The 12,661-nt window shown below is 62.4% G+C and carries 13 protein-coding genes; 9 read left to right on the top strand and 4 right to left on the bottom strand.

The window, feature by feature from the left end; genetic code table 11:
- Positions 1–128 precede the first annotated feature (128 nt).
- Together ACTORR_RS27085 and ACTORR_RS27080 are read left to right on the top strand one after the other, a co-directional pair.
- Complete coding sequence (locus ACTORR_RS27085; protein WP_054887312.1) at positions 129–809, top strand: response regulator transcription factor; 681 nt, start codon at positions 129–131, stop codon at positions 807–809.
- Complete coding sequence (locus ACTORR_RS27080) at positions 787–2,178, top strand: sensor histidine kinase (protein ID WP_313365953.1); 1,392 nt, start codon at positions 787–789, stop codon at positions 2,176–2,178. The genes ACTORR_RS27085 and ACTORR_RS27080 overlap by 23 nt, the downstream gene beginning before the upstream one ends.
- Positions 2,179–2,297: 119 nt before the next feature.
- Here the strand turns inward: ACTORR_RS27080 and cysS are convergent, their stop codons facing one another.
- Positions 2,298–3,680: a cysteine--tRNA ligase gene (gene cysS / locus ACTORR_RS27075; RefSeq protein ID WP_054887314.1), complete on the bottom strand. Its 1,383-nt coding sequence runs from the start codon at positions 3,678–3,680 to the stop codon at positions 2,298–2,300.
- A 9-nt stretch (positions 3,681–3,689) separates the two neighbouring features.
- Entirely contained in the window at positions 3,690–5,393 is a 1,704-nt protein-coding gene (locus ACTORR_RS27070) for a glutamine--tRNA ligase/YqeY domain fusion protein (RefSeq protein ID WP_054887315.1), read from the bottom strand.
- 248 nt (positions 5,394–5,641) lie between these two features.
- On the opposite strand from ACTORR_RS27070, the gene ACTORR_RS27065 reads away from it, so the two are divergent.
- Together ACTORR_RS27065 and lpxH are read left to right on the top strand one after the other, a co-directional pair.
- Positions 5,642–6,142, top strand: a complete 501-nt coding sequence (locus ACTORR_RS27065) for a peptidylprolyl isomerase (protein ID WP_054887316.1) — start codon at positions 5,642–5,644, stop codon at positions 6,140–6,142.
- Positions 6,139–6,861 (top strand): UDP-2,3-diacylglucosamine diphosphatase, encoded by a 723-nt coding sequence (lpxH, locus tag ACTORR_RS27060; protein ID WP_054887317.1) that lies wholly within the window; start codon positions 6,139–6,141, stop codon positions 6,859–6,861. Before ACTORR_RS27065 ends, lpxH begins: the two co-directional genes overlap by 4 nt.
- A gap of 121 nt (positions 6,862–6,982) precedes the next feature.
- Here the strand turns inward: lpxH and pvdQ are convergent, their stop codons facing one another.
- Positions 6,983–9,301 carry a bifunctional acylase PvdQ gene (pvdQ, locus tag ACTORR_RS27055; RefSeq protein WP_313365496.1) on the bottom strand — a complete coding sequence of 773 codons (2,319 nt, stop codon included), beginning with the start codon at positions 9,299–9,301 and terminating at the stop codon, positions 6,983–6,985.
- Between the two features lie 194 nt (positions 9,302–9,495).
- Here pvdQ and ACTORR_RS27050 point away from each other — a divergent pair, with 194 nt between their 5' ends.
- The gene (locus ACTORR_RS27050; RefSeq protein WP_054887319.1) at positions 9,496–9,870 is read left to right on the top strand and encodes a hypothetical protein; all 375 of its coding nucleotides are present in this window, start codon (positions 9,496–9,498) and stop codon (positions 9,868–9,870) included.
- 34 nt (positions 9,871–9,904) lie between these two features.
- Here the strand turns inward: ACTORR_RS27050 and ACTORR_RS27045 are convergent, their stop codons facing one another.
- Positions 9,905–10,093 carry a hypothetical protein gene (locus ACTORR_RS27045; RefSeq protein ID WP_003248064.1) on the bottom strand — a complete coding sequence of 63 codons (189 nt, stop codon included), beginning with the start codon at positions 10,091–10,093 and terminating at the stop codon, positions 9,905–9,907.
- A gap of 148 nt (positions 10,094–10,241) precedes the next feature.
- Here ACTORR_RS27045 and ACTORR_RS27040 point away from each other — a divergent pair, with 148 nt between their 5' ends.
- From ACTORR_RS27040 to ACTORR_RS27025, 4 genes are all read left to right on the top strand, one after another.
- Complete coding sequence (locus tag ACTORR_RS27040) at positions 10,242–10,700, top strand: hypothetical protein (protein ID WP_054887320.1); 459 nt, start codon at positions 10,242–10,244, stop codon at positions 10,698–10,700.
- 231 nt (positions 10,701–10,931) lie between these two features.
- Positions 10,932–11,312 (top strand): Mor transcription activator family protein, encoded by a 381-nt coding sequence (locus ACTORR_RS27035; RefSeq protein ID WP_054887321.1) that lies wholly within the window; start codon positions 10,932–10,934, stop codon positions 11,310–11,312.
- A gap of 62 nt (positions 11,313–11,374) precedes the next feature.
- Entirely contained in the window at positions 11,375–12,025 is a 651-nt protein-coding gene (locus ACTORR_RS27030) for a DUF2589 domain-containing protein (protein ID WP_313365497.1), read from the top strand.
- A 72-nt stretch (positions 12,026–12,097) separates the two neighbouring features.
- The gene (locus tag ACTORR_RS27025; protein ID WP_256218727.1) at positions 12,098–12,655 is read left to right on the top strand and encodes a DUF2589 domain-containing protein; all 558 of its coding nucleotides are present in this window, start codon (positions 12,098–12,100) and stop codon (positions 12,653–12,655) included.
- The last annotated feature ends 6 nt before the right edge of the window (positions 12,656–12,661 follow it).

Raw genomic sequence — 12,661 nt, 5'->3', positions numbered from 1 at the left:
AGCGACGGGGCATGCCAGACACTGGCATGCCCCGTTTTGTTTTACCCGGCGTAGATGAATTTTTCTTAAATCGCCGTTTGGCTATTCTTTGGCACAATCAAGTCTCCAATAGACGCCCAGGAACGAGCATGCCACGCGTACTGACCATCGAAGACGACGCCGTCACCGGCCAGGAAATCGTCGCCGAACTCTCCAGCCACGGCCTGGAAGTGGATTGGGCCGACAACGGCCGCGAGGGCCTGGCCAAGGCGATCGCCGGCGGTTACGACCTGATCACCGTAGACCGGATGCTGCCCGAGGTCGATGGCCTGACGATCGTCACCACCCTGCGCAACCTGAAAATCACCACGCCGATCCTGATGATCAGCGCCCTGTCCGACGTGGATGAGCGCGTGCGCGGCCTGCGCGCCGGCGGCGACGACTACCTGACCAAGCCGTTCGCCTCCGACGAAATGGCGGCACGGGTCGAAGTACTGTTGCGCCGCAACAGTGTACCGATGACCCAGACCCGCCTGCAGGTCGCCGACCTGCAGCTGGACCTGATCAGCCACGAAGCCCGCCGCGGCGAGCAGACCCTCAACCTGCTACCCACCGAGTACAAACTGCTGGAATACCTGATGCGCCACAGCGGCCAGGTGATCACGCGGATGATGATCTTCGAGGAAGTCTGGGGTTACCACTTCGACCCGGGCACCAACTTGATCGACGTGCACATCGGGCGCCTGCGCAAGAAAATCGACTCCCCGGGCCAGTCGCCGCTGATCCGTACGGTACGGGGCTCGGGCTATGCCATTGCTGAACCCGTCTAAGGGCTGGAGCTCGTCCACCAGCCGCCTGCTGGCGCTGTACAGTTTCCTTTTCGTGGCCTGGAGCAGCATCCTCATGGGGGTGCTGTATTTCGAGGTGTCCAGCTACCTGAACAAGCTGACCCGCCACTCGATGCTGCAGCGCCAGCACCTGTTCGCACACATGAGCGGCAAGCAGCTCGACGATGCCCTGGTCGCCAGCCAGGCGTTCGAGGAACGCAGTTTCGATGCCTATGGCCTGTTCGATGCCCAGTTCAACCCGGTGGGCGGGCGGATTCGCGCGATCCCCCCGGACCTGGGCCTGGACGGCAAGGTGCACGAACTCAAGCGCTGCCTGGATGCCGATGACCCGCACATGCCACGTGACAGCTGCGATGCGGTGGCGATCAGGGTGCAAGATGGCCGTTGGCTGGTACTGTTCCGCGACAATGGCTCGTTGTTCGTGGTGACCCGCATCATCCTGCATGCCTTGCTGTGGGGCATCTCGCTGACCCTGATTCCGGGGTTCGCCGGCTGGTACCTGCTACGCCGCCGCCCGCTCAAGCGCATTCGTGCCATTCAGGCCCAGGCAGAGCTGATCGTTGCCGGCGACCTCACCCACCGCTTACCACTGTCAGCGCGCCGCGATGAGCTGGACATGCTGGCCGATATCGTCAACGCCATGCTCGACCGCATCGAGCGGCTGATGCATGAAGTCAAAGGCGTATGCGACAACATCGCCCACGACTTGCGCACTCCCCTGACCCGCTTGCGGGCCCAGCTTTACCGTATTCGTCAGCAAAGCGCGCACGATTCACCACAAGCCGAAGCGCTGGACCAGGCGATTGGTGAGACCGATACGTTGATGGCCCGCTTCCGTGGCCTGCTGCGCATCAGCGAGCTGGAAGACCGCCAGCGCCGCGCCGGCTTCGTTCAGCTTGATCCGCACGACTTGCTGGTGGAACTGCACGACTTCTACCTGCCGCTGGCCGAAGATGGCGGCATTCGCCTCAACCTGGAACAGCCGGCCCAGTTACCGGCGCTGCACGGTGATCGCGAGTTGCTGTTCGAAGCACTGGCCAACCTGGTGGGCAATGCCATCAAGTTCACGCCTGAAGACGGCCGGGTTGCCATCGAGGCGACTCAGGATGAGCTGGGCGTGCACATTGCCATCGAAGACAGCGGGCCGGGGATTCCCGAAGAGGAGCGCGCTGCGGTGCTGAAGCGGTTCTATCGCAGCGAGGAAGGCCACCGCCATTCCGGGTTCGGGCTGGGGTTGTCGATCGTTGCGGCGATCGTCGACCTGCACGGGTTCGGGCTGGAGATTGGCGAGAGCGAGCTGGGTGGGGCCAGGCTGGTATTGCACTGCCCATTGGCCGGTTTGGCCAAATAAAGCTGGGGCTGCTTTGCAGCCCTTTCGCGACACAAGGCCGCTCCTACAGGAGATCGTGTTCCCCTGTAGGAGCGGCCTTGTGTCGCGAAAGGGCCGCAAAGCGGCCCCAGTTGCGCCGATCAGTCAGCCAGGCGCCAGGTGGTGGCACCCTTGCTGTCTTCCAGCACCACACCCATGGCCGTGATCTGGTCACGGATACGGTCGGACTCAGCCCAGTTCTTGTCCGCACGCGCCTGCAGACGCGCCTGGATCAAGGCTTCCACCTCCGCCGCATCGACCTTGCCTTCGGCGCCGGCACGCAGGAAGTCATCGGCCTCCAGTTGCAGCACACCCAGCACATCGCCCAGCTCACGCAGGCGACCGGCCAGGCCCGCCGCCGCATCGACATCGCTGTCACGCAGGCGGTTGATCTCGCGCACCAGGTCAAACAGCACGGCGCAAGCTTCCGGGGTGCCGAAGTCGTCGTTCATCGCCACGCTGAAGCGCTCGACGAACGCCTCGCCACCCTTGGCGGCAACCCGCGGCAGGCCACGCAGCGCGTGGTAGAAGCGCTCCAGGGCGCCCTTGGCATCGCGCAGGCTGTCTTCGGAGTAGTTGATGGCGCTGCGGTAGTGGCTGGCCACCAGCAGGTAGCGCACCACCTCCGGGTGATACTTCTCGAGCACGTCGCGAATGGTGAAGAAGTTGTTCAACGACTTGGACATCTTCTCGCCATTGATACGGATCATGCCGCAGTGCATCCAGCTGTTGGCGTACTGCTTGCCAGTGGCTGCCTCGCTCTGCGCGATCTCGTTCTCGTGGTGCGGGAACTCCAGGTCGCTGCCACCGCCGTGGATGTCGAAGCTCTCACCCAGGCAGCAGGTGGACATCACCGAGCACTCGATGTGCCAGCCCGGACGGCCCGGGCCCCACGGCGAATCCCAGTACGGCTCGCCTGGCTTGACGCCTTTCCACAGGACAAAGTCCAGTGGGTCCTGCTTGGCCTCGTCGACCTCGATGCGGGCACCGATGCGCAGGTCTTCGATCTTCTTGCGCGACAGCTTGCCGTAGCCGGCGAACTTGCCGACCCGGTAGTACACGTCGCCGTTGCCGGGCGCGTAAGCGTAGCCCTTGTCGATCAAGGTCTGGATCATCGCGTGCATGCCGGCGATGTGGTCGGTGGCACGCGGCTCCAGGTCCGGCTTGAGGATGTTCAGGCGGCGCTCGTCTTCGTGCATCGCGTCGATCATGCGCGCGGTCAGGGCATCGAACGCCTCGCCGTTTTCGTTGGCGCGGTTGATGATCTTGTCGTCAATGTCGGTGATGTTGCGCACATAGGTCAGGTCGTAGCCGCTTTTACGCAGCCAGCGGGTCACCAGGTCGAACGCCACCATGCTGCGGCCATGGCCAAGGTGGCAGTAGTCGTACACGGTCATGCCGCACACGTACATGCGCACCTTGTTGCCATCGAGCGGCTTGAAGGCTTCCTTGGTCTTGCTCAGCGTGTTGTAGATGGTAAGCACGGCGGTTCCTTAGCTGCCCCAGGAGTCACGCAGGGTGACGGTGCGGTTGAACACCGGACGCCCCGGCTGGCTGTCCTTGAGGTCGGCGCAGAAGTAGCCTTCGCGCTCGAACTGGAAGCGGTCCTCAGGCTGCGCCTGGCCCAGCGATGGCTCGGCGCGGCAGCCCGTCAGCACTTGCAGCGAATCCGGGTTGATGTTGTCGAGGAAGCTGCCGCCGTCTTCGGTCTTTTCCGGGTTGGCGGAGCGGAACAGGCGGTCGTACAGGCGCACTTCGCACTCGACACTGCCTTCGGCCGGTACCCAATGGATCACGCCCTTGACCTTGCGGCCTTCCGGGTTCTTGCCCAGGGTGTCCGGGTCGTACGAGCAGCGCAGCTCGACGATGTTGCCGTCGGCATCCTTGATCGCCTCGTCGGCGCGGATCACGTAGCTGCCGCGCAGGCGCACTTCACCGGCGGGCTCCAGGCGCTTGTAGCCCTTCGGCGGCTCTTCCATGAAGTCGTCGCGGTCGATGTACAGCTCGCGGGCGAACGGCAGCACGCGCACGCCCATGTCTTCCTTCGGGTGGCGCGGCAGTTCAAGCTGCTCGACCTGGCCTTGCGGATAGTTGGTGATGACCACCTTCAGCGGGCGCAGCACACACATGGCGCGTGGCGCGGTGCGGTCGAGGTCGTCACGGATGCTGAATTCGAGCATCGACATGTCGACCACGCCGTCGGAACGGTTGGTACCGATCATTTCGCAGAAGTTGCGGATCGACGCCGGGGTGTAGCCGCGGCGGCGGAAGCCCGACAGGGTCGACATGCGCGGGTCGTCCCAGGCACTGACGTGCTTTTCGTCCACTAGTTGCTTGAGCTTGCGCTTGGAAGTGATGGTGTAGTTCAGGTTCAGGCGGCTGAACTCGTACTGGCGCGGGTGCGCCGGGACCGGCAGGTTGTCGAGGAACCAGTCGTACAGCGGGCGGTGGCCTTCGAACTCGAGGGTGCAGATCGAGTGGGTGATGCCTTCGATGGCGTCCGACTGCCCGTGGGTGAAGTCGTAGTTCGGGTAGATGCACCACTTGTCACCGGTCTGGTGGTGGTGGGCATGGCGGATGCGGTAGAGGATCGGGTCGCGCAGGTTCATGTTCGGCGAAGCCATGTCGATCTTGGCACGCAGCACGCGCTCGCCGTCCTTGAACTCGCCGGCCTTCATGCGTGCGAACAGGTCGAGGTTTTCCTCGACGCCGCGCTCGCGGAACGGGCTGTTCTTGCCGGGTTCGGTCAGGCTGCCACGGTATTCCTTGGCCTGATCAGGGGTCAGGTCGCAGACATAGGCCTTGCCACGCTTGATCAGTTCAACGGCCCAGTCGTGCAGCTGGTCGAAGTAGTCGGAGGCATAGCGCACCTCGCCGGCCCAGTCGAAGCCCAGCCATTTCACGTCGCGCTGGATGGCGTCGATGTATTCCTGGTCTTCCTTGGCCGGGTTGGTGTCGTCGAAGCGCAGGTGGCAGACGCCGCCGAACTCCTTGGCCAGGCCGAAGTTGACACAGATCGACTTGGCGTGGCCGATGTGCAGGTAGCCATTGGGCTCCGGCGGGAAGCGGGTGACGATGCTGCTGTGCTTGCCCGAGTCCAGGTCGGCCTGGATGATCGGCCGCAGGAAGTTCGCAGGGACAGCGGGGGCGCCTTTGGCAGCGGCGTTGGGCGCGTTGTCGGCAGTGGGCTTGCTCATAGGATCCTTGAATGCACGTGTCCGGCCTGGGTAGGCCGATTGAATCAAAGGGCCTATCATAGCCGAAGCAGTCAAGCTGCTGACAGCCGGGCACCGACAAACTGGCGCGATTTATCGCGATCCGTGCAAAATGGCCGCTGCGCGCCATGAACCATCAACATGTGTCGCGGTTGCCCGATCCTGCGTCAGGTGACTAAACGCGCCCTGCGCACCCTATTCCCGTATGCCTTGAAAGAGCGAATTTCAGCATGTCCAAAGTCAAACTGACCACCAACCACGGCGACATCGTTCTGCAACTGAACGCCGAAAAAGCGCCGCTGACCACCGAAAACTTCGTTCAGTACGTCAAGGACGGCCATTACAACGGCACCGTGTTCCACCGTGTGATCAAGGGCTTCATGATTCAGGGCGGCGGTTTCGAAGCCGGTATGAATCAGAAGAAGACCCGTGCCAGCATCCAGAACGAAGCCGACAACGGCCTGAAGAACACCAAGTACAGCATTGCCATGGCCCGCACCATGGAGCCGCACTCCGCCTCGGCGCAGTTCTTCATCAACGCCGCCGACAACGACTTCCTCAACCACAGCGGCAAGAACGTACAGGGTTGGGGCTACGCCGTGTTCGGCGAAGTGACCGAAGGCCGTGAAATCGTCGATGCGATCGAAAAAGTTGCCACCGGCTCCAAGGCTGGCCACCAGGACGTGCCGAAGGACGACGTGATCATCGAGAAAGCAGAGATCATTGAGTGATCCTGCTGATCTCCGATCTGCACCTGCAAGAAGAACGCCCGGACATCACCCGGGCGTTTCTTGATCTGCTCGACGGCCGCGCCCGTCACGCCAAGGCGTTGTACATCCTCGGTGATTTTTTTGAAGCGTGGATCGGCGACGACGCCATGACAGCGTTCCAGCAGTCGATCTGCCAGGCCTTGCGCCAGCTCAGCGACAGCGGCACGGCGATCTACCTGATGCATGGCAACCGTGACTTTCTGATTGGCCAGGACTTCTGCACGGCCGCTGGCTGCACACTGCTGGCCGACCCAAGCGTGATCGAGCTGGGCGGTGAACAGGTGCTGCTGATGCATGGCGACACCCTGTGCACCCGCGACCTGGGCTACATGAAGATGCGCCGTTACCTGCGCAACCCGGTGAGCCTGTGGATCCTTCGGCACCTGCCGCTGGCCACCCGCCAGAAACTGGCGCGCAAGCTACGCAGCGAAAGCCGTGCACAGGTGCGCATGAAGGCCACCGAGATCGTCGACGTCACGCCAGAAGAAGTGCCGAAAGTGATGGCCGCGCATGGCGTACGCACGCTGGTGCATGGCCACACCCACCGGCCGGCGATTCACAAGCTGGTGGTCGAAGGTGAACCGGCCCGGCGCATCGTGCTGGGGGATTGGGACCGTCGGGGCTGGACCTTGCAGGTCGATGGGCAAGGCTTCGCCCTGGAGCCATTCGAGTTCTCCTGAAAGTCCAATTCGCCCTTTTCGCGGGCTCGCCCGCTCCCACAGGGAAACCACTGGACTCAGGCCTGTGGAGTTTCCCGTGGAAGCGGGCGAGCCCGCGAACAGGCCGTTACAGGCCAAAGGCTCAAGGCCGGCTGGCCACCGCGGCTTTGTCCCGTTCACTGATCACATACTGACGATACTCCGGGTCCGCCTTGATCTGCGCCTCGGTAAACGGTATCGCTGCCAGCTGCTTGGCGGCAAACGCCTGGGTCTGGTCGCTGAAGTGCGCCGAGCCAGCTTCGCTGGATTGCGAAAAGGCCAGCAGCCCACGTGCCTGTGGCCCGTGCTCAGTGAAACTGACAAGCTGCAGATAGCTGGTACCGCTGACCACAAGGCGCTTGCCCGGCCCATGCGGCACGCTGAACATCGCGTTATAAACCCCAAGCTGCTGCGGGCCGCCCGGCACCGGCGTGCCATCGGCAGCCTGCTGGATCTGCCCCCATCGGCTACCCTCCTCGACTCCGGCGTCGGCCACTTGCTGCAGCGAACCCAAGGCCGCTTCACGCAACAGCTTGCGCACCAGCGCCTGCTCCACCGCCAGGCCCCGCGGGGTGTGCTGAGGGTCTGCCGGGTCGAAAGCCACGCGCCAACTTTGCGGATGCCTGGCCATGGCCTCGACCATGTTCTGGAAATGCACCAGGCCAACACCACTGTCCACACCGGCCTTGCCATCCCAGGCAGCGAGGCTGACACACACGGCCTGCACCTCGGCCTCAGCCATTTTGCACCACTGCAGCAGGTCGGGCAGTACCAGGCTGGCCAGGTAAACCTCGTCATCCAGCACCATGCGCTGCAAGTCGTCGACACCCAGCTTGGCGTTGCCTTGCAGGCGCTCAAGGGCAAAACGCCCGCGCATGCCCAGCGGCTGGTCACTGCGGCTGATCAATGGCGAGAAGCCGGTCAACGGCTGGGCCGGGTTGGCCATCCAGGCCGGGTCGTTGGAATTCTGCACAAAGTCGTTGCGCTCCAGGCTCGGCAGCATTCGCGCCGGGAAGATACCAGGCTGCGCGGCCTGGGCATCGACCTTCCACTGGCAGGCACTGCGCGACCCGTCCAGTACCACCAGAGGGCCTTGCGCCGCCGGATCGCTGCAGGCGCTGAGCAGTTGCTGATCGACAAAAGGCACTACCGACTGGTTCAGGTACAGCGCCTTGCCTGCGGCATCGACGGCGAGGGTGTTGACCCACGGGATGCCCTGCAACTGCTCGATGGAACCCTTGAGGGCCTCCAGGCTGTCGGCACGATTGATGCGGTACCACTGCTGCAGCACGCGCGTGTTGTCCAGGTTGGCATCGCGCAGGCTGTAGGCTGCCTGGGTGTCCCAGTCCAGTCGCCCCGGCCACTGCACAATCGGCCCGAAACGGGAGCTGTAGACCTGGCGCTCGATCTGGCTGAGGGTGCCATCGTCGGCCTTGACCCTGACGCTCACGGTTTGCCGTGTCATCGGGATGGACTTGCCATCCTGCAGGTAATGGGTCGGATCCTTGGGGTCCAACTGCAAGCGATACAGGGTGAAGTGCTTTGAGGTATCCACCGTGTGGGTCCAGGCCAGGTGGCGGTTGAAGCCGATGTTCACCACTGGCAGGCCAGGCAAAGCGGCCCCCATCACATCCAGCTTGCCTGGGATGGTCAGCTGCATCTGGTAAAAACGCATGCCACCCATCCACGGGAAGTGCGGGTTGGCCAGCAACAGGCCGCGGCCATTGGCCGAGCGTTGCGCCCCCACAGCCACCGCGTTGCTGCCGCGCTCGGAGGCGAAGCGCTGCTGCCGGGCCAGCGCCACGTCAAAGGCCGGGGTTGTTCGCTGGGCTGCCAGCCTGGGGGGCTGGGCACCCGCCAGCGCTTCGGCGAACTGGCCCACGCCCCCTTCAGCCAGCAGGCGACGGGTCAGTTTGACCAAGTCCTGGCTGGTGATCTGGCGTACCCACTGGCCGTCGCCGCATTGCGCAGGCAGGCCTTGCTTGCGCCGCTCGGCCAAGGCGCGGTTGAAGCCGCTGGCATAACCCTCCAGCAATTCGCGCACCTGTGCTGGCTGGGCCTGCATGAACCCAGTGACTGCCGCCGGCGTGTTGAGCCAGGTGTAGAACAGGTCACTGGCGAGGTTGTCGCGTTGTTCGAGGGTCTTGGCCTGAGCGCCGAAATAGCGCGAGCGCTCACCGTTGACCGTCAGCACTTCATTGGCCAGCAGGCACAGGTTGTCCTGGGCATAGGCATAGCCAATGCCATACCCCAGGCCGTGCTCATCCTTGGCGACGATATGCGGCACGCCAAAACTGGTGCGACGGATCTGCGCACTGGCATCAGCGCCGGTTTGCCGCGCCTGCACGGCTACGCTGGAGGCGACCAGGGCAGCCGCCAGGCTGGCAAAGGTCAAGGGACGCGAAATTGACAACACGGGCATTCCTCGGATTCAGGGATCATTCCCGATCAAACGAACGGCTGGATGAAAATTTTACGCGCAGTGGCGCCGCGAACCGTCTTCAAGAAACACCGGCAGAAAATTTTGCAGGCAGACGCTGCAGATTTGCCGTTCTCATTCGTCCTAATCAGTGAGCCAACCATATTTCGGGACAGTCCACGAAAAGGAGCATTCACATGTACGACCCGCAACCCTCATTGCAGACCGGGTGCATTCCGGGAAAGGCGGCCAACGGCGCGGCCGCCTGCGTGGATGAGCGTACCGGCAACGAGCAGATTCGCGAACTGCTGCGCAATTACGGCCTGCGCACCAGCCTCATTCGCCTGAAGGTGATCGATGCGCTGTACCACGCAGATCGCACCGGGCGCAGCATCGGCGTGCGCGGCGTGCATGCGCAACTGGAGCAACTGGACATCCCGTTGTCGTTTCTGAGCGTGCGCGAGGTGCTCAAACGGCTGTGCACAGAGGGTGTGATCAGCCTTGGCAGCGACAAGTGCTACAGCCTCAAGCCCGAAGCACGCGCCGTACTCGAACAGCCCTTGCCGCGCTGACTGCAGGCCGCCTGACGCTGCCGCCGGGCAGGCGTCAGGGCTTGACCTTGCGCCGCAGAATCCCGTTGATCACGACCACCACAACGGCAATCGCGATAGCCAGCATCTGGAAGGTCTGTTCACTGATCGTGCCTTGCTTCTGCAGATGCGACAGGCCCAGCATGAGGCCCAGCACCACCAGGATGATCAGAAGCGAATATTTGAGGCGCTGCACGTGGGTCATCGAAAAATCCTTCAACTTCGGGGGTATTTGCTCACAACGAGCGACGACAATGATACAACGTCAACGCCTTGCAGCGCTGTATTTCCTGCTTAGCATGGCAGGGCATGCCTGAAAGCATTGGGCTTCCTCAATCCACGCTGGAGGCACCATGCGCAGGTTCGCGCTGTTCATCATACTGCTCGCACCATCACTTCCCATTCAGGCCCTCGACACCGGCCAGGCACCGCCTGAGCAATTGCTCAAGCTAGGTAACCAACTGGCTGCGCATGCTGGCAGCAGCCAGTGGCAACAACTGTGGCAGAGAACCCGTGCAGCCGGGCACCTGCAAGCAAGGCCCGGCCACCCCTACTTCACCATCGCGCACCCATTGCTGCCCGGACTCGCTCGCCAGGCGCTGGCACAGGCGGATCAAGTCGAGCCCCAGGGCAAAACCGTCGCCCGCTATCGGCGGACTTTTCCCGACAGGGTCATCGGCATGCTCGATGACCAGCCATTGAACAGCCTCTGCCTGGACATCGACTGGCGCACCTTGCCCCGCGAGCAGTCAGGTAACGCCCACGCCTATCTTTCAGGTGCAAGCCTGCTGAACAGTTATCCGTGTGAATAAGGGTTCGGGCACTCACTAGCGCGATGGTAATGCAACCCAACGAATAATCGGGCCTGCAAAGCAGCGTCGACGTAACGTCCTACATCACGCGACATCGTTGCCTGCAAGCCCTGCTCACCAAAACTACAACTGCCAGCCCACTTGGCGCCTAGCGGCAACATTCGGCGCTCACCGAGAATTCCTCAATGCCAACGACGGCATCGCGCCCAATCCACCGCGAGGAAGTCTCCTATGGAACTGCCAGATCTCACATCCATCGACATCGGCCAGTTACCGCATTCGTTGCAGGCCTTGATCGAATGCATCGGCCTTGAAAACGCCTACCACTTGACCTGCGCCTACGGCGGCAGGCCCAAGTACATTCCCAAGCACCGAACGCGCACCAAACTCGCCGACGTGCTTCCGGCAGACGCACTCGAGGCCCTGATCAAGCGATTTGCCGGCGTGGCGCTGGAAATACCCAAGGCAGATCATTTCCTGCGGCAATTGCGCAATCTGCAAATCCAGAAAGAGAGCGCCGAAGGTTTGTCTCGCAGCCTGCTCGCCAACAAGTATGGGCTGAGCCTGCGACAGATTGGCAACATCCGGCGCCAGGAGCACTGCTCCCGCTGACTGTACCTATCGCGGCCTGAACGTGGCCGCCCCCTCAACCCTGATAAAAAGAGAAAACCCACATGTCTATCGATAACAGCCTCATCGGTTCTGTCATCAATGCCTTGCCCATGGACCGCATGATCGCTGCACCATTGCAAGCCATGGTGCAAGCGCAGGTCACCGCCAGCAAATCCTATGCAGACTTCCTCATGCAGGTCTGCGTACAAGATGGCAAAGCGGTTGCCATCCAGTTCGACTATGACGAAACCATCGTTGACGAGCAAGGCGAGTACAAAGGCGTCGTCAGCAAATCCATGAAGGTGCCGCTGCTGGCGGCCATCACCCACCCGAACATCACCATCGAAGAAGGTAACGTCGAGTTCGAACTGACCATCAGCCAGATGGCCGAGGACTTCAGTGAATCCAACAAAAGTGGCGAAGTGGCGGCCTCGCTGGGTTGGGGGCCTTTCAAACTGGACGTCAAAGGCAGTATCAGCAGCAAGTCGACGCAAACCCGCAAGACCGATACCCGTGCACGCTATGCATTCAATACCTCACTGCGGCGCCAGGATCCACCGGAGGCCATGATGCGGGTGATCGACTTCCTCACCGAAGCCGCCACCAAGCCGACAGTGACCCAGAATTCAACCCTGGAGAGCCAGGAGGAGATCTCGCAGGCCGATACCTTGAAAGACCCAACGCCTCCAGGCGCAGGTCCCAATAACGCGTGATGGTCACTCGCTGTTTGATCGGTTGCCCCGCGCCTGGCGGCGGGGCCTCTTCCACCCTCAGGAGCCAACCCTTTGGACACCCCCCCAGTGCCCATGACTGCAATCGACCTGCGGGATATCACCCGCGGTCTTCAAGAGGCCGCTGCGGCCACCAATAGCCTTATAGCCCAGCAGTACATCAACCTGTTCGACCAGTTCTTTGACTGTGACAGCCAGGCCTTGGGCAGCCCGATGAAAGCGAAGATGGTCGAAATCGCCATGGACGATCGACACATCATGCGCGTGCCTCTGTTCGCCCTGGTGGCACCCAAGGGCCTGAGCCTGGAGCGCATGCAGGTGGATCTGTCGGTGCGGGTCAACGCAACCGAAGGCCTGGGCGCCCTAAGCGAAGAATGCGCACAGGCCAGTGCCGCCAGTTTCAAGGTGACGATCGGCGCCCAGGGGCGCCAGGGTGAAACACGGGACCCTGACGAAGTGCAGATCCGCATGCAGTTTCATGCCAGCGAACCACCCGAGGCACTTAACCGCCTGATTGAGGAGTACACCAAGCTGATCACCCCCATACGCAAGCCCGACACGCCTGCACCCGCCGAAACCAACGAATTCATCGAGGCCGCCACCGTTCGCTGACGTTCT

Origin of the sequence: Pseudomonas sp. SAR267 (assembly GCF_052077595.1) — a bacterium.
GTDB classification, from domain to species: Bacteria; Pseudomonadota; Gammaproteobacteria; order Pseudomonadales; family Pseudomonadaceae; genus Aquipseudomonas; species Aquipseudomonas vlassakiae.
Note: the sequence above shows the minus strand (reverse complement) of the source record. Positions and strands in the feature narration are given on the sequence as shown.